The organism is Rothia sp. HMSC061C12, from assembly GCF_001815755.1.
In the GTDB taxonomy this organism is placed as follows: Bacteria; Actinomycetota; Actinomycetes; order Actinomycetales; family Micrococcaceae; genus Rothia; species Rothia mucilaginosa.
Genome location: NZ_KV821843.1, coordinates 195,700 through 213,792, shown reverse-complemented (window position 1 = coordinate 213,792; position 18,093 = coordinate 195,700). Strand labels below are relative to the sequence as shown.

The following is an 18,093-nucleotide window of genomic DNA, read 5'->3' as shown; positions in this document are numbered from 1 at the left end:
TTCTAGTACATCCTTCTGCAGGGTGTATATGAAGTTTGCTTTGACTGAGTCCGGCTCGTTTTCTCTTCGGAGGGAACGAGCCGGACTTTGTGCTTTTCTGCTGTTTTGTCCTCTAACAGGGGTGGGCTTTGGCGGGGCAGAAGAGTTTGATGTTTGGGCATGTCGAATGTTGGTAAAGCTGGCGAAACTTTGTGGAGATGTGGGACACTTTAAAGTGTTCGACTCGTCGCAATAGCGCGACGTGACCCCTCTACGGTTTGCGCCGACCAATAGGAGAATCCTATGTCCTTTATTGATCGTCATCTCGGCCCCCGTTCCGCAGACGCAGAGCAGATGCTCGAAACCCTGGGATACTCTTCCCTGGATGCGCTGATGGACGCTGTCGTCCCCTCCCAGATTCGCCTTGACGGCGAATTGCAGCTGCCTGCTCCGCTGTCGGAGCATGAGGCTCAGGCAAAGATTGCCGGCTACGCTGCGAAGAATAAGGTTCTCGCCCAGATGATTGGTGCCGGATACTATGACGCTGTAACTCCCGCGGTTCTGCGCCGTAACATTCTGGAAAACCCCGGTTTCTACACTTCTTACACCCCGTACCAGGCTGAGATTTCTCAGGGCCGCCTGGAGGCTCTGCTGAACTTCCAGAACACCGTGATGGAGCTGACCGGCCTGGAGATTGCAAACTCCTCCCTGCTGGATGAGGCGTCCGCAGTGGCTGAAGCAGCTGTCATGATGCACCGTGCAAACCGCAAGGTGAAGAACGGCTTCTTCGCTATTGACTCCCGTTGCCTGCCTCAGGTTATTTCGGTGACTCGTGGACGTGCAGAGATGCTCGGCATTCCTTTCGTGATTACTGATTTCTCTGAGGGTCTGCCCGAGGGTGACCTGTACGGTGTCATCCTGGCGTACCCCGGCAATGAAGGCGATATCCGCGATATTGAGCCGTTGATTAAGGCTGCTAAGGAGCGTAACGCTCTGGTTACCGTTGCTGCTGACCTGCTGGCTCTGACCCTGCTGAAGTCCCCTGGTGAGCTGGGCGCTGATATCGCTGTGGGTAATACTCAGCGTTTCGGTCTGCCTTTCTTCTTCGGTGGCCCCCACGCTGCGTACATGGCTGTTCACAAGGGTATGGAGCGTACCATGCCTGGCCGTCTGGTGGGTGTTTCTAAGGACTCTGCCGGTAAGCCTGCTTACCGTCTGGCTCTGCAGACTCGTGAGCAGCACATCCGCCGTGAGAAGGCTACTTCCAATATTTGTACTGCTCAGGCTCTGCTGGCGATTGTTGCTGGCGCTTACGCGATGTACCACGGTCCTGAGGGCCTGCGCGCTATCGCGAACCGCCTGCACACCAACGCCGCTCGTGTTGCTACCGCGCTGAAGGCTGCGGGCTACGGTATCGCCCACGATACTTTCTTCGACACCGTTGTGGTGGAGGCTGCTGGCCGTGCTGACGAGCTGGTTGCGAAGGCTCTGGAAGCTGGCGTGAACATCCGCCGCTTCGACGAGAACCGTGTTGGTATTTCCGTGGGTGAGTCTCATGGTGAGGAGCTGCTCAAGGGCCTGGTTGAGGCTCTGGGCGGCACCCTGGGTGAGGCAGATGCACAGTACGATCTGCCCGCTGAGCTGCTGCGTACCGATGAGTACATGCAGCACCCGATTTTCCACAAGTACCGCTCCGAGACCGAGATGATGCGCTACCTGCGTCACCTCGCTGATAAGGACCTGGCACTTGACCGCACCATGATTCCGCTGGGTTCGTGCACCATGAAGCTGAACGCGGCCGCTGAGATGGAGCCCATCTCCTGGCCTGAGTTCGCGAACATCCACCCGCTGGTCCCGGAGGACCAGGCAGAGGGCTGGCACGAGCTGATTAAGGATTTGAGCGAGTGGCTGGTTGCTATTACCGGTTACGATGCTATCTCGCTGCAGCCGAACTCGGGTGCGACCGGTGAGTACGCTGGTCTGCGCGCTATCCGTTCCTTCCATGAGGCTAACGGTGACCACGAGCGCGATACCGTCCTGATTCCGCTGTCTGCTCACGGCACCAACGCGGCATCTGCTGCTCTGGCTGGTCTGAAGGTTGCCGGTGTGGCAACTGCGGCTGACGGTTCGATTGATGTTGACGACCTGAAGGCAAAGATTGAGAAGTACGGCCCCAAGGTTGCCGGCATCATGATTACCTACCCTTCCACTCACGGTGTGTTTGAGGAGCAGGTTGCTGAGGTTTGCCAGCTGGTTCACGAGGCTGGCGGCCAGGTGTACCTGGATGGCGCGAACCTGAACGCTCAGATGGGCTTCGCTCAGCCCGGTAAGTTCGGCGGCGACGTTTCGCACCTGAACCTGCACAAGACCTTCTCCATTCCTCACGGTGGTGGCGGCCCCGGTGTTGGCCCGCTGGCTGTTCGTGAGCACCTGGCGAAGTTCCTGCCCGGCGACGCATACCGCGCTGATGCTGAAGGTAAGCTCCCCAACGATGCTGCACTGCCGATTTCTCAGGCGTTCTTCGGTTCTGCCGGTGTTCTGCCGATTAGCTGGATGTACATTGCGATGACTGGTGCTCAGGGTCTGAAGGACTCTTCGCAGTACGCGGTGCTGAACGCTAACTACATTGCGAAGAAGCTCAACGACAAGTACCCGGTGCTGTACACCGGCCCCGGCGGTCTGGTCGCTCACGAGTGCATCCTGGACCTGCGTCAGCTGACCGATCAGTCTCACGTGACTGCTGAGGACGTCTGCAAGCGTCTGATGGACTTCGGCTTCCACGCTCCGACTCTGGCGTTCCCGGTTCCGGGCACCCTGATGGTTGAGCCGACTGAGTCTGAGTCGAAGGAAGAGCTGGACCGCTTCATTGAGGCAATGGAGACCATCTACGACGAGATTATCGAGGTGGCTGAGGGCAAGGTCGCTGTGGATGATTCGGTTCTGCGCAACGCACCGCACACCGTTGATGTGGTGAGCGCTGATGAGTGGGATCGCCCCTACAGCCGTACTCAGGCAGCTTTCCCTGTCCCGAGCCTGCGCGCTAACAAGTACTTCACCTCGGTGGGTCGTATTGATGGCGCTGGCGGTGACCGTAACTTCGTGTGCGAATGCCCCCCGATGGAGGCTTTCGACCTGGAAGCATAAGGAGCCTGTAACGCTCCTGGGTAGGCTGTAGCGGTCTACCTGCCTCACCCGTCCTCAGGTTTCTGGGGGCGGGTGGGGGTCGCCTCCGCAGCGTATCTCGTGTCTGTGGGGGTGAACTAAATCTACGACGATTGAACGATAACAGCACAAGGCTGTGCGTGAGGAGAACCTAATGTCCCCCAAGAAGACCTCCCTGTACCCGGTTCACGAGAAGCTGGGCGCTTCTTTCACCGACTTTGGTGGCTGGGATATGCCCCTGAAGTATGCTAACGACGTTGCTGAGCATGAGGCGGTCCGTACTCGTGCCGGTATTTTCGACCTGTCCCACATGGGTGAGTTCCGTGTGACCGGTCCGGATGCGGGTGCGTTCCTGGATTACGCTCTGGTGTCGAATATGTCCATCCTGAAGGTCGGTAAGGCAAAGTACTCGATCCTGGTCAACGACAAGGGCGGCGTCATTGACGACCTGATTACTTACCGTCTGGGCGATGAGGAGTTCATGGTCGTTCCGAACGCTTCGAACATTGACACTGACTTTGCTGCGATGAGCGAGCGCCTGGGCGATTTCAACGTTGAGTTCGTGAACGAGTCGGATCAGACTTCTCTGGTGGCTGTTCAGGGTCCTCGTGCTGAGGAGATTCTGCTGGCTGCTGGTGTTTCTGATGAGGAGGCTGTCCGCGAGCTGAAGTACTACGCTTCGGTGCCGCTGACTGTTGCCGGTGTTGATGTTCTGCTGGCTCGTACCGGTTACACCGGTGAGGACGGCTTCGAGCTGTTTGTTCCGAATGAGAACGCTGTTGAGCTGTGGGATAAGCTGGCTGCTGCTGGTGAGCCTTTTGGTATGATTCCTGCCGGCCTGGCCTCTCGTGACTCCCTGCGTCTTGAGGCTGGTATGCCGCTGTACGGTCATGAGCTGGGTCTTGAGATTACTCCGTTTGAGTCCGGTCTGGGCCGTCTGGTCGAGATTGCTCTGGAGAAGAAGGCGGCTGACTTCGTTGGTCGTGAGGCTTTGGCTGAGCTGGCTAAGAGCGAGTCGAAGCGTATCCTGGTTGGTTTGAAGGCTCAGGCGAAGCGTCCTGCTCGTGCCGGTTCTAAGCTGGTGGATGCTGAGGGCAATGAGATTGGTGAGGTTACCTCCGGTATTCCTTCCCCGACTCTGGGCTTCCCGATTGCTATGGCGCTGGTGAACCGTGAGTTCTCTGAGGTTGGTTCTACTGTGGATGTTGATATCCGCGGTAAGCGTGCTCCGTTTGATGTTGTGGCTCTGCCGTTCTACAAGCGTGAGAAGTAAGAGTTTTTCTGCAGGTAATCTGTAGGGCAGAGGCGTCGTGTCCTGTGTGGGCACGGCGCCTTTTCTGCGCCGTGAGGTGGGCGTTGAGCGGCGGGGGAGTGTGTGAGGTGTTCTGAGCCTTAGTTTGTGCTGGTTCTGAAGTGCGTTAGGATTAGAGCGGCCAGTCAAAGGTGATTGTCCGCACTTATAGACCGCAGGTTGATGTGTGGTTCCTCCGTTGAGGGGCGCGTATCTTTTGGTGCGGTGCACAGACATTATTTATTTGAAGGACAGAACGTGGCTATTAACCAGAGCGCACCCAGTAGCGCCCAGAAGAAGGCAGAGGCTCTGCCGTATGACATCAGTGTTTTTGAGATGTTCAGCGTTGGTGTGGGCCCTTCGAGCTCGCATACGGTGGGGCCGATGCGCGCTTCGAACCGTTTTGTGGCGGAGCTGATTGATGAGGGTCTGCTGGACCGTGTGACGGGTGTGCATGTTGACCTGTATGGTTCGTTGGCGGCTACGGGTGCTGGTCACGGTACGATGAGTGCTGCGTTGAAGGGCCTGTGTGGTTTTGTTCCGGAGACTATCAATATCGCTGATTCTGAGGCGATGATTGAGCGCAATAGCGTGGATGGTACTTTGCCGCTTGCTGGTTACCCGTCCTCTGCGTACGGTGTGACTGCGCCCGGTGGTGAAGGGCAGAAGGTGTACGGCCCGGTGGTGAATTACCGTGAGCTGGATATGACTCTGCGTCCATTGACGGTTCTTCCGCGTCATACGAACGGTATGAAGATTGCGGCGTTTGCGGGTGAGCAGCTGCTGTTGGAGCGCACTTACTATTCGATTGGTGGCGGTTTCATTGTTGAGGGTGATGAGGAGGCGACCGGTTGTGCGTCGCTGATGAACCCTCCGTATCCGTTTGGTTCGGCTGCTGAGCTGCTGGAGATGGCGAATGAGTCTGGTCTGTCGATTGCGCAGTTGAAGATGACGAATGAATGTTCTCTGCGTTCGGAGCAGGAGGTCCGTGATGGCATCTTGCATATCTACCGTGTGATGAAGGAGTGCATTGGCTCTTCTCTGGCGCGTGTGGGTTATTTGCCGGGGCCTCTGAAGGTGCGTTGCCGTGCGGGTGCGTGGCATCGTGATTTGATGGTGGAGGATCCTTCGAAGTCTCCTGAGTTCGCTATTGACTGGGTGAACCTGATTGCTTTGGCGGTCAATGAGGAGAACGCTTTTGGTGGTCGTGTGGTGACTGCTCCGACGAATGGTGCTGCGGGTATTATTCCTGCGGTGCTGCATTACGCGATGAATTACACGCAGGGTATCCGCCATTGCGGTCAGGCTGCTCGTGATCAGGCGGTTGTTGATTTCTTCTTGGCGTCTGCTGCTGTGGGTGTGCTGTATAAGAAGCGCGCGTCGATTTCTGGTGCTGAGGTGGGTTGCCAGGGTGAGGTGGGCAGTGCCTCCTCGATGGCTGCTGCTGGTTTGGCGCAGGTGATGGGTGGTACTCCCGAGCAGGTCGAGAATGCGGCTGAGATTGCGATGGAACACAACCTGGGTCTGACGTGTGACCCGGTGGGTGGTTTGGTGCAGATTCCGTGTATTGAGCGTAATGCGATGGCTGCGTCGAATGCTGTGACGGCGGCTCGTATGGCGTTGCGTGGTGATGGTACGCACCGTGTGTCGTTGGATCAGGTGATTGAGACGATGCGTCAGACCGGTTTGGATATGTCTCACCGTTATAAGGAGACGTCCATGGGTGGTTTGGCTGTGAATGTGGTGGAATGCTAGGTGCACGCTGCGGCAGGTTTGCACTCCTGATGAGGGTGTGGTAGACAGAAGGGCTTTCTTCCTGTATCGTTAGTATTTACGCTTTCCCTAACCTTTGTGCCTTCATATAGCGGTGGGCACGGGCTGAAGGTGACGTTTTTCCGTCCGACTCTATAGCTTCGAGCACCGTTTTATTCGGGGGCTGAGGTTGTCGTGTCGCCGGTAATGTCGCCGGGAGGCTGATTGCTAACAGACATGTCTGTGGAAGGATCCCCATTTTGGTCGCTTCGAGCACCTCTAACCATGACGCCGCTAACGGCGCAGAGAACGTCTCGCGCCGAATTTCATTCGCGAAGATTAACGAACCGCTGAAGGTTCCCAACCTGCTTGCTATCCAGACCGATAGCTTCGACCGCCTCGTTGGTAACGAGCGCTGGGCGGAGCGTCTGGAGAAGGCGCAGGCTGCTGGTGACACTTCTGTCCCCGCTCAGTCCGGTCTGGCTGAGATTTTTGAAGAAATCTCCCCGATTCGTGACTTCCAGGAGACTATGCAGCTCTCCTTCTCTGAGCCTGAGTTTGCGGACCCCAAGTACTCTGTTGAGGAGTGCAAGGACCGCGACGCAACCTACTCGGCTCCGCTGTACATTAAGGCTGAATTTATGAACCTCGCTACCGGCGAGGTCAAGCAGCAGACCCTGTTCATGGGTGACTTCCCCCTGATGACCGAGGCCGGTACCTTCGTTATTAACGGTACTGAGCGTGTGGTCGTTTCTCAGCTGGTGCGTTCCCCCGGTGCTTACTTCGAGAAGGCTCCGGACCGTACCTCCGATAAGGACATTTACTCTGCCCGCGTGATTCCTTCCCGCGGTGCATGGTTCGAGCTTGAGATTGATAAGCGCGACCAGGTTGGCGTGCGTCTGGACCGCAAGCGTAAGCAGTCCGTGACTGTTCTGCTGAAGGCTCTGGGCTGGACCGAGTCCAAGATTCTGGCTGAGTTCGGTCAGTACGACTCCATCCGCGCAACTCTGGAGAAGGACTCCGTCAAGGACCGCGACGAGGCTCTGCTGGACATCTACCGCAAGCTGCGTCCGGGTGAGCCCCCGACGGTTGAAGCTGCCCAGGCTCTGCTGGACAACATGTACTTCACCCCGCGCCGCTACGACCTGGCGAAGGTTGGCCGTTACAAGCTGAACCGTAAGCTCGGTGTGGACGTTCCCATGGATTCCCCTGAGGCTTCTGTTCTGAGCCAGGACGACATCGCTCAGATGATTCGTTACCTCTGCGCTCTGCACGCAGGCGAGACCAGCATCCCCGGCGTCCGTGACGGCGAGGAGATCTCCCTCAAGATTGATATCGACGACATCGACCACTTCGGTAACCGTCGTATCCGCACCGTGGGCGAGCTGATTGAGAACCAGATCCGTACCGGTCTGTCCCGTATGGAGCGCGTGGTTCGCGAGCGCATGACCACCCAGGACGTGGACGCTATCACCCCGCAGTCCCTGGTGAACATCCGCCCCGTCGTGGCGGCTATCAAGGAGTTTTTCGGTACTTCTCAGCTGTCGCAGTTCATGGACCAGAACAACCCGCTGGCAGGTCTGACCCACAAGCGTCGTCTGTCCGCACTGGGCCCGGGCGGTCTGTCCCGTGACCGTGCAGGCATGGAAGTTCGAGACGTCCACCCCTCGCACTACGGTCGTATGTGCCCCATTGAAACCCCTGAAGGCCCGAACATTGGTCTGATTGGTTCGCTGGCAACCTACGGTCGCATCAACTCCTTCGGTTTCATTGAGACCCCCTACCGCGTGGTGACTGATGGCCGCGTGACCGATGAGGTCCGCTACCTGACTGCTGACGACGAGAAGTCTGTTGTTATCGCACAGGCAAACGCACCGCTGAACGCTGACCGCACCTTCGCTGAGAACGAGGTTCTCTGCCGTGCGGGCGATGGTTCTGGCGAAGCTGTTCTGGTTGCTCCCGGCGCCGTTCAGTACATGGACGTCTCCCCGCGCCAGATGGTGTCTGTTGCTACCGCTCTGATTCCTTACCTGGAGCACGACGACGCTAACCGAGCACTGATGGGTGCTAACATGCAGCGTCAGGCTGTGCCCCTGCTGGAGTCTGAGGCTCCCGTGGTTGGTACCGGTATGGAGAAGTACGCAGCACTGGACTCCGGTGACTCCGTGCTCGCGAAGAAGCCCGGTGTGGTTTCCTCCGTGGACGCTAAGACCGTTATCGTCCGTAACGACGACGGCTCTGTCTCCACCTACCCGATCATGAAGTTCTCCCGCTCGAACCCGGGTAACTGCTACAACCAGCGCGTTGTGGTGAAGGAAGGCCAGCGCGTCGAGTACCGCGACGTTATTGCTGATGGCCCCTCCACCGACGGTGGCGAGCTGGCACTGGGTAAGAACCTGCTCGTGGCATACATGCCGTGGGAAGGCCTGAACTACGAGGATGCAATCATCCTCTCCCAGCGCATGGTTTCTGAGGACGTGCTGACCTCGATTCACATTGAGGAGCACGAGATTGACGCCCGCGACACCAAGCTGGGCCCCGAGGAGATTACCCGCGACATTCCGAACGTGTCCGAGGATGTTCTCTCGGCTCTGGACGAGCGCGGCATCATCCACATCGGTGCTGAGGTTGAGGCTGGCGACATCCTCGTCGGTAAGGTCACCCCCAAGGGCGAGACCGAGCTGACCCCCGAGGAGCGCCTGCTGCGCGCAATCTTCGGCGAGAAGTCTCGCGAGGTTCGCGACACCTCCCTGAAGGTTCCTCACGGCGAGTCCGGTACCGTCATCGGTATCCGTATCTTCGACCGCGAGAACAACGATGAGGACGATCTGCCCCCGGGCGTGAACCAGCTGGTCCGCGTGTACGTGGCTCAGAAGCGTAAGATTACCGACGGCGACAAGCTTGCAGGCCGCCACGGTAACAAGGGTGTTATTTCCAAGATCCTGCCGATCGAGGATATGCCCTTCCTGGAAGACGGTACCCCCGTGGACGTCATCCTGAACCCGCTGGGCGTGCCCGGTCGTATGAACATTGGTCAGGTTCTGGAAGTCCACACCGGTTGGCTGGCTAAGCAGGGTTGGAAGATTGAGGGCGAGCCCGAGTGGCTTAAGCACATGCCGAACTTCCCGAAGGAATCCGGCCCGACCCGCCTCGCAACCCCGGTGTTCGACGGTGCCCACGAGGACGAACTGTTCGACCTTATGGACCACTCGAACCCGAACCGCGATGGTGACCGTCTGATCAACCGTTCCGGTAAGGCACGTCTGATTGACGGCCGTTCCGGTGAGCCGTTCCCGGATCCGATTTCGGTTGGTTACCAGTACATCCTGAAGCTGCACCACCTGGTGGATGACAAGATTCACGCTCGTTCCACCGGTCCGTACTCGATGATTACCCAGCAGCCTCTGGGTGGTAAGGCGCAGTTCGGTGGTCAGCGCTTCGGTGAGATGGAAGTGTGGGCGCTGGAAGCATACGGCGCCGCATACACCCTGCAGGAAATCCTGACCGTCAAGTCCGATGACGTGGCGGGCCGTGTGAAGGTTTACGAGGCTATCGTGAAGGGCGAGAACATCCCTGAGCCGGGTATCCCCGAATCCTTCAAGGTTCTTATCAAGGAAATGCAGTCTCTGTGCCTGAACGTCGAGGTGCTCTCCACCGACGGCAAGATTATTGAGATGAGCGACTCGGAGGAAGAAGGCTTCCGGGCAGCAGAAGATATGGGCGTGAGCCTGACCCACGACGAGCCTAGCTCCGTCGACGAGGCATAAGCACCGCCTCCTTCTAGGGTGGGGAGCCCCGCATGCGCTCGCGTGCGTTGTGGGGTTCCCGCCCGCTAACCCAAGTCTTCAGAAACTTACAGAAAGAGATTAGGACCGATATGTCCAACGAATCTTCGCTTGGTTTGATGCGAATTGGCCTCGCCACCGCCGACGACATCCGTCGTTGGTCTTTTGGTGAGGTTAAGAAGCCCGAGACCATCAACTACCGTACCCTGAAGCCCGAGAAGGACGGTCTCTTCGACGAGCGTATCTTCGGCCCCACCAAGGACTGGGAGTGCTACTGCGGTAAGTACAAGCGCGTGCGCTTCAAGGGCATTGTGTGTGAGCGCTGTGGTGTTGAGGTGACCCGCTCTAAGGTACGTCGTGAGCGTATGGGTCACATTGAGCTGGCTGCTCCTGTTACCCACATTTGGTACTTCAAGGGTGTTCCTTCCCGCCTGGGTTACCTGCTGGATCTGGCTCCGAAGGACCTGGAGAAGGTCATTTACTTCGCTGCGTACATGATCACTAAGGTTGATGAGGAAGCTCGTCATGAGGATCTGCCGATGCTGCAGGCTGCTCACGACCGTGAGAAGCAGGAGCTTGAGGCTGCTCTGAACGCTGATGTGAACGCTATTAGCCGTGAGGTTGAGGCGGAGCTGGCTCGTATTGAGGCAGAGGGCGGCAAGGCTGCTGAGAAGCGTAAGCTGCGTGATAACGCTGAGCGTCAGCTCGCGTCGGTGCGTAAGCGTTACGAGCGTGAGGCTGAGCACCTGGATCGCGTGTGGGATCGCTTCAAGAACCTGAAGGTTGCTGACCTTGAGGGTGACGAGGCTCTGTACCGTTCCATGATTGATAAGTACGGTCTGTACTTTGAGGGTGCGATGGGCGCAGAGGCTATTAAGAACCGTCTGGAGTCCTTCGACCTGGAGGCTGAGTCTGAGGCTCTGAAGGAGATCATTCAGACCGGTAAGGGTCAGAAGAAGACCCGTGCTCTGAAGCGTCTGAAGGTTGTTAACGCCTTCCTGACCACTAACAACTCCCCGCTGGGTATGGTCCTGGATGTTGTTCCGGTTATTCCGCCGGAACTGCGTCCGATGGTTCAGCTGGACGGTGGCCGTTTCGCGACCTCCGACCTGAACGACCTGTACCGTCGTGTGATTAACCGTAACAACCGTTTGAAGCGTCTGCTGGAGCTGGGTGCTCCCGAGATTATCGTGAATAACGAGAAGCGTATGCTGCAGGAAGCTGTGGACTCGCTGTTCGATAACGGTCGTCGCGGTCGCCCGGTGACCGGCCCCGGTAACCGCCCCCTGAAGTCTCTGTCTGACATGCTGAAGGGTAAGCAGGGTCGTTTCCGTCAGAACCTGCTCGGTAAGCGTGTTGACTACTCGGGTCGTTCCGTGATTGTGGTTGGTCCTCAGCTGCAGATGCACCAGTGTGGTCTGCCCAAGCAGATGGCTCTGGAGCTGTTCAAGCCCTTCGTCATGAAGCGTCTGGTGGAGCTGAGCCACGCTCAGAACATTAAGAGCGCTAAGCGTATGGTTGAGCGTTTCCGCCCGCAGGTTTGGGACGTTCTGGAAGAGGTTATTGCTGAGCACCCGGTTCTGCTGAACCGCGCACCTACCCTGCACCGCCTTGGTATTCAGGCGTTTGAGCCGAAGCTGGTTGAGGGTAAGGCTATTCAGCTGCACCCGCTGGTTTGCTCCGCGTTCAACGCTGACTTCGACGGTGACCAGATGGCAGTTCACCTGCCGCTGTCTCCCGAGGCTCAGGCTGAGGCTCGTATCCTCATGCTGTCCTCGAACAACATCCTGAAGCCTTCGGACGGCCGCCCTGTTGCTGTCCCCTCGCAGGATATGATCATTGGTCTGTACCACCTGACCAGCCCCCGCGATGGTCAGAAGAACGAGGGTCACGCATTCTCCTCGGTGGCTGAGGCTCTGATGGCGATGGATCGTCACGAGATTGAGCTGTACACCAAGGTGAAGATTCGCCTTGATGGTGACCAGTTCGTTGCTCCCGAGAATTGGGAAGCACCGGAGGGTTACCAGCCCGGCGATTCTGTGCTGCTGGACTGCACTGTTGGTCAGGTTCTGTTCAACCAGGCTCTGCCGAAGGATTACCCCTGGTTCTCTGGCGTGGCAGATAAGAAGGGCCTGGGTAGCCTGATTAATGATCTGGCTGAGCGTTACCCGATGGATGTTGTGGCTCGTGCTCTGGACAACCTGAAGAACTCCGGTTTCTACTGGGCTTCTCGTTCGGGCGTGACCGTGGCTGTTTCCGATATTGCTACTCCCGCTGCGAAGCCGGCAATTATGGAGCGCTACGAGAAGCAGGCTGCTGCAATTCAGGACGACTTCGAGATTGGTACCATCGATGACGAAGAGCGTCGTCAGGAGCTGATTAAGGTTTGGACCGAGGCTACCGACGTGGTTGCAGAGGCTATGCGTGAGAACTTGAGCTCTCACGGTGGTCTGAACACCATTTACCGTATGGTGACCTCCGGTGCACGTGGTAACTGGATGCAGGTCCGTCAGATTGCGGGTATCCGTGGTCTGGTGTCGAACCCGAAGGGCGAGATTATGCCTCGCCCGATTAAGTCCTCGTACCGTGAGGGCCTGTCGGTTCTGGAGTACTTCATCGCGACCCACGGTGCACGTAAGGGTCTGGCTGATACCGCGCTGCGTACCGCTAACTCGGGTTACCTGACTCGTCGTCTGGTGGACGTTTCGCAGGACGTTATCGTTCGCGAGCACGACTGTGGCACTCGCCGTGGTCTGGTTCTGCCTCTGATTGATGAGGATGGCGGTCTGCACCAGGACGTCGAGACTTCGATTCACGGTCGTACCCTTGCGGTTGACGTGAAGGATGAGGCAGGCAACGTTCTGGCTACTGCTGGCTCGGATGTCTCTGATGAGCTCATTGAGAAGCTCTTCAAGGCAGGCGTGAAGGACGTTCGCGTCCGTTCGGTTCTGACCTGTGAGTCCGCTATTGGTGTGTGTGCACTGTGCTACGGTCGTTCGATGGCTTCGAACGTTCTGGTGGACATTGGTGAGGCTGTTGGTATTATTGCGGCTCAGTCGATTGGTGAGCCCGGTACCCAGCTGACCATGCGTACCTTCCACACCGGTGGTGTGGCTTCGGCTGACGATATTACTCAGGGTCTGCCCCGTATTCAGGAGCTGTTCGAGGCTCGTACCCCCAAGGGTGTTGCCCCGATTTCTGAGGTGTCCGGTCGCGTGACCATTGAGGATACCGAGAAGTCCTACAAGATTGTGGTGACCCCGGACGATGGTTCCGAGCCCCAGTCCTACACTGTTCTGCGTCGTGCCGCTTCTAAGCTGCAGAACGGCGATCACGTTCAGGTTGGCGATCAGCTGGCTACCGGTTCTGTTGATCCGAAGGAGGTTCTGCGTATTCGTGGTCCTCGTGAGGCTCAGAAGCACCTGGTGAGCGAGGTTCAGGGCGTGTACAAGTCGCAGGGTGTGGAAATCCACGACAAGCACGTTGAGGTTATTGTTCGCCAGATGCTGCGTCGCGTGACCGTGATTGAGTCCGGTGATACCGATCTGCTGCCTGGTGAGCTGGTTGATAACATTGCTTTCCAGACTGCTAACCGTAAGGCACTGGTTGAGGGCAAGAAGCCCGCAGCTGGTCGTCCGGAAATGATGGGTATTACCAAGGCTTCGCTGGCTACCGAGTCCTGGCTGTCGGCGGCCTCCTTCCAGGAGACCACCCGCGTCCTGACTCAGGCTGCTATGGAGGCGAAGACTGACCCGCTGCTCGGCCTGAAGGAGAACGTGATCATCGGTAAGCTGGTTCCCGCCGGTACCGGTCTGGCACGTTACAACGATATTGAGGTTGAGCCCAGCGCCCAGGCTACTGCTGAGCGTATGCAGGCTCTGGACACTTTCGGTGGCTACCAGAGCGCGTTCCAGATGGATAACGAGGTGTACACTTACGGCAACGGCGGCTTTATGGCTGTTTCGCTGGATGAGTACGGTCGTGGTCTGGACTAAGGCTTCTGCCGTGAGGGGTAGGTTGGGGGTTTAGGCTCCCGGCCTGGTCCTTGATAAAGAACGCGGATACTCGAGTTTGTCTCGGGTATCCGCGTTTTTGTTTCATGAGGAGGTGGAGGTTTCTTTTAAGTGTGGCTTTAATATTCTTTACCCTTCAATGTGAGGTTGTAGATTTTATGCCTAGTGGGTGAATTTATTTATAAAAAAATCATTGGAGTGCATCATTTTTCATGATGAGAAAATTGCTTGACTGCGCAAGAAATTAGATGGCGGTCAAATATTCTAAATCTCCCTAGAAACCGCACTAGGACTGCAATATATAGAATATCCACTCGTTTTTCTTTGGGGTATATATGGAACAAATGTTCTTGATTTGAACAATGCTAATTCAACTGGAAAGCCTTTTGGCTAGGTTCTATTCTTGAAGGCATGCATATCACTCCAATCACTTCCGGACGGGTGACTACTAGTGGCACCCGACTGCCTTCCGGAGCATCTCAATCTCAGATGTCTGAACAGAATTCCTCTTTGTCTGCAGGGGAGCAAAAGCGCTCCTCTGTTTTTTCGCGTTTTAAGGTGCCTACCCATTCTCTTGCTCGCATTGGTGCAGCATGCCTTATTGCGGCTTCCGCAATTCTTCCCGCCGGTCAGGTTGCGACCGCGGCCCCTGCTTCTCAGAGCGCTAGTGCTACCCCCTACCTGGTAGGTGCGGGTGCGGCGGATATTACCGGTGAGCCCGGTGAAGTTGGCTTCATGGGCTATGGTGACTCTTCTCAGAAGGGTAGCGGTGTGCATACTCGCCAGTACGCACGCGCTTTCATCGCTGTGGATCGAGCTTCGGGTAAGCGCAACCTCATTGTTGTACTCGATACGTTGACCAGTTGGCAGTCTTTGCGTGATGAGCTGGTGAAGCGTATCCGCGCTGAGTTTGGTTCTGCGTACGATGAGTCGAACATTATGATTACCGCTACCCACACCCATGCGACCCCCGGTGGTATTACGCACCAGAGCCTGTACAACATCACCACTCTGGGTTTCCATCAGGACACTTTCAATGCTCAGGTGGATGGTTCGCTGAAGGCAATCCGCCAGGCAACTAAGGACCTGGCTCCGGGTAACCTGACGATTTCTTCTTCGAAGCTGACCGGTGTTGGTGCTAACCGTTCCCGTGAGGCGTTTAATCTGGATTCTCCCCAGTTGCGTTCTAAGCTGCCCGGCGGTACCGATCCGACCAATATGACTCTGCGTCTGGAACGTAACGGTAAGACTCGTGCGGTGTTGAACTGGTTCGCAATTCACCCGACGTCTTTGACCTCGAAGAACACCTTGATTTCGAGCGACAACAAGGGTTACGCGGAGTACCTGCTGGAGACTCAGGATCACGGCGTTGATCGCAATGTTCCCGGTAGTGATGATGGTTTCGTTGCGGCGTTTGCAAATGCTAATGCTGGTGATGTTTCTCCGAATACTTGGTTGAAGCCTGGTCAGGGTCCCACTAATGACCAGTTCAAGAACGTGAAGATTCAGGGTGAGAAGCAGGCTAATGCTGTGCGTTCTCAGCTCAAGAGTGCAGGTACCCCTGTGGGTAAGGGTCTGGATTCGCGTATTTCGTACTTCAATTTCTCGGGTATGACTGTGGATGCGAAGTACACCGGTAGCGGCCATAATGAGCGTACCTGTCAGGGTTTCTTGGGTACTCCGTTTGGTGCCGGCTCCACTGAGGACGGTGGCGGTGGTTGGGCTGTTTATAAGGAAGGCTCTGGTCGCCCCTCTATTCTGGGTACTTTGGTGTTCACGCCGAGTGCCGCGCAGACGCGTTGCCAGCAGCCGAAGGGTATTCTCTTCTCTGCAAAAAATGGAACGATCATTCAAGAAAAGTATCCGGTGCAGATTATGCGCTTCGGTGACTACTACCTGCTGGGTATGCCCGGTGAGTTCACCGGCGCGGTGGGTGTGCAATACCGTCAGGATGCTGCCAAGCTCTTCGGTGTTCCCGAATCACACATTATTCTGCAAGGCTACACCAACGCCTACGACCACTACGTGACGACCCCTGAAGAATATGACTCTCAGCAGTATGAAGGTGGCGCGACCCTCTTCGGTCGTTACACCTCCAGCGCGTTCCGCCAGACCATTAATATTGTCGGAACCTCGCTGAAGAACGGTACCCCTCTGAGTATTGGTGACCGTCCGAATGATCGTCGCCCGGTAGCGAGTCTGCAGGGTAAGGTCGTCTACGATACCCCCATGTTCGGTGTGCGTTACGGCCAGGTCACTCAGCAGCCTCAGGACGCTATTGCCGGCCGCGAAGAGGTGACTGCTCGTTTTGCGGGTGCTCACCCGAATAACAATATTCATCACGACGGTAGCTATTTCGTGATTGAGCGTCGTGTGGGTAATACCTGGAAGTACTACACCGCCGATAACAACCCGGATACCTTCTTTGAATGGAAGCGCATTGGCGTTTCGGCGTCTCAGGTGACGGTTCGCTGGAAGGTGCCGGCTAATACTCCTAAGGGGCAGTACCGCATCCGCTACTACGGCAATGCTAAGAAGAATTCGAAGACTATCACCCCGTTTGAGGGGCAGACTCGAGTCTTCCAGGTGGCGTAGTCCAGTAGCTGCTGTGGCGGACCTATAACTGAATATTCTCTTGCGGGAGGCGGGCGCGGTTCTGTGCTCGCCTCCCGCAAGTATTGAAGCCGTCAAGAATCGTGTGTGTGATTCTTGGCGGCTTTCTGCTTTGGATCGCCTCAGAGAGGGTGCAGGGGAGGGGTGAATCCCAACAATGTAATTTAAGTGAGGCAAATCATTAGCTTTTACCCTTGGATGGGGGCTTAAAAGCAAAGAATCTCCGCTCTGGCGCTAGATTAAGCGGGATTTAACCTGTATAGTCTTATCCGAAGTACTTGAGCTCGGTGCACAAGGATCCACCCCCGGTGGGTTTACGCGGGATATTTCCCGAGGGCACGGGCATGATGAATCAATGGCAGTATGGATACCGTCCTTTGGCGTTGCTTTTTGCTGACGCCTAAATGCCATTTTTAAGCGTGCCCAAAAACTTTTTCACCTCTGATGGTGGGGAATTTTAGCCCTGAGAACTCGCCGAGATGTCGAGGAACCTATAGAAACCAACCGGATATGCATCCGAGCGTTTCTGATAACCGAGAGCACCCATCCAACGTGATGGGGGCCAGTAAGTTTATACGGGCTTCTCTAACGAGAAACCTGATCAAGCAACGGAGAAAACGTGCCTACTATTCAGCAGCTGGTCCGCAAGGGCCGGACTCCCAAGGTCGTTAAGACCAAGGCGCCCGCACTGAAGGGCAACCCCATGAAGCGTGGCGTGTGCACCCGTGTGTACACCACCACCCCGAAGAAGCCGAACTCGGCACTGCGTAAGGTCGCTCGTGTCAAGCTCAACGGCGGCGTCGAGGTTACCGCATACATCCCCGGTGAGGGTCACAACCTGCAGGAGCACTCGATCGTGCTCGTTCGCGGTGGTCGTGTGAAGGACCTCCCCGGTGTTCGCTACAAGATCGTTCGTGGCGCTCTGGATACCCAGGGTGTTAAGGGTCGCGGCCAGGCTCGCTCCCGCTACGGCGCTAAGAAGGAGAAGAAGTAATGCCTCGTAAGGGTCCCGCTCCCAAGCGTCCCCTCGTAAACGATCCTGTTTACGGTTCTGCTCTGGTCACTCAGCTGATCAACAAGGTTCTGCTGGACGGCAAGAAGTCCGTCGCAGAGCGCATCGTCTACGGCGCCCTCGAGGGTGTCGAGAAGAAGACCGGTTCTGACCCGGTCGCAACCCTGAAGAAGGCAATGGACAACATCAAGCCTTCTCTCGAGGTTCGCTCCCGCCGCGTTGGCGGTGCAACCTACCAGGTTCCGGTTGAGGTTCGCCCCGGCCGTTCCACCGCTCTGGCTCTTCGCTGGCTCGTTGGCTTCTCGAAGCAGCGCCGCGAGAAGACCATGACTGAGCGTCTGATGAACGAGATCCTGGATGCGTCCAACGGTCTCGGTGCCGCTGTGAAGCGTCGCGAGGACACTCACAAGATGGCCGAGTCCAACAAGGCCTTCGCACACTACCGCTGGTAATTCTCCGTTTAGAGCCTGCCGAGTCGATTCGAGT

The 18,093-nt window shown here is 56.8% G+C and carries 8 protein-coding genes; all 8 read left to right on the top strand.

Annotated elements, in window-relative coordinates; translation table 11 throughout:
* Positions 1-282 precede the first annotated feature (282 nt).
* Positions 283-3,123 (top strand): aminomethyl-transferring glycine dehydrogenase, encoded by a 2,841-nt coding sequence (gcvP, locus tag HMPREF3055_RS02385; protein ID WP_049356342.1) that lies wholly within the window; start codon positions 283-285, stop codon positions 3,121-3,123.
* Positions 3,124-3,295: 172 nt separating this feature from the next.
* On the top strand, positions 3,296-4,414 hold the full coding sequence (gcvT, locus tag HMPREF3055_RS02380; RefSeq protein ID WP_070737725.1) for a glycine cleavage system aminomethyltransferase GcvT: 1,119 nt from the start codon (positions 3,296-3,298) through the stop codon (positions 4,412-4,414).
* Between the two features lie 276 nt (positions 4,415-4,690).
* Positions 4,691-6,187 (top strand): L-serine ammonia-lyase, encoded by a 1,497-nt coding sequence (locus HMPREF3055_RS02375; RefSeq protein WP_070737722.1) that lies wholly within the window; start codon positions 4,691-4,693, stop codon positions 6,185-6,187.
* A 257-nt stretch (positions 6,188-6,444) separates the two neighbouring features.
* Entirely contained in the window at positions 6,445-9,951 is a 3,507-nt protein-coding gene (gene rpoB, locus HMPREF3055_RS02370; protein WP_005504932.1) for a DNA-directed RNA polymerase subunit beta, read from the top strand.
* A gap of 110 nt (positions 9,952-10,061) precedes the next feature.
* Entirely contained in the window at positions 10,062-13,964 is a 3,903-nt protein-coding gene (locus HMPREF3055_RS02365) for a DNA-directed RNA polymerase subunit beta' (protein WP_070737719.1), read from the top strand.
* Between the two features lie 576 nt (positions 13,965-14,540).
* Positions 14,541-16,577 (top strand): neutral/alkaline non-lysosomal ceramidase N-terminal domain-containing protein, encoded by a 2,037-nt coding sequence (locus HMPREF3055_RS02360; RefSeq protein WP_246826878.1) that lies wholly within the window; start codon positions 14,541-14,543, stop codon positions 16,575-16,577.
* Between the two features lie 637 nt (positions 16,578-17,214).
* Positions 17,215-17,589, top strand: a complete 375-nt coding sequence (gene rpsL / locus HMPREF3055_RS02355; RefSeq protein WP_005504939.1) for a 30S ribosomal protein S12 — start codon at positions 17,215-17,217, stop codon at positions 17,587-17,589.
* Positions 17,589-18,059 carry a 30S ribosomal protein S7 gene (gene rpsG, locus HMPREF3055_RS02350; protein WP_005504941.1) on the top strand — a complete coding sequence of 157 codons (471 nt, stop codon included), beginning with the start codon at positions 17,589-17,591 and terminating at the stop codon, positions 18,057-18,059. The genes rpsL and rpsG overlap by 1 nt, the downstream gene beginning before the upstream one ends.
* Positions 18,060-18,093: the final 34 nt, after the last annotated feature.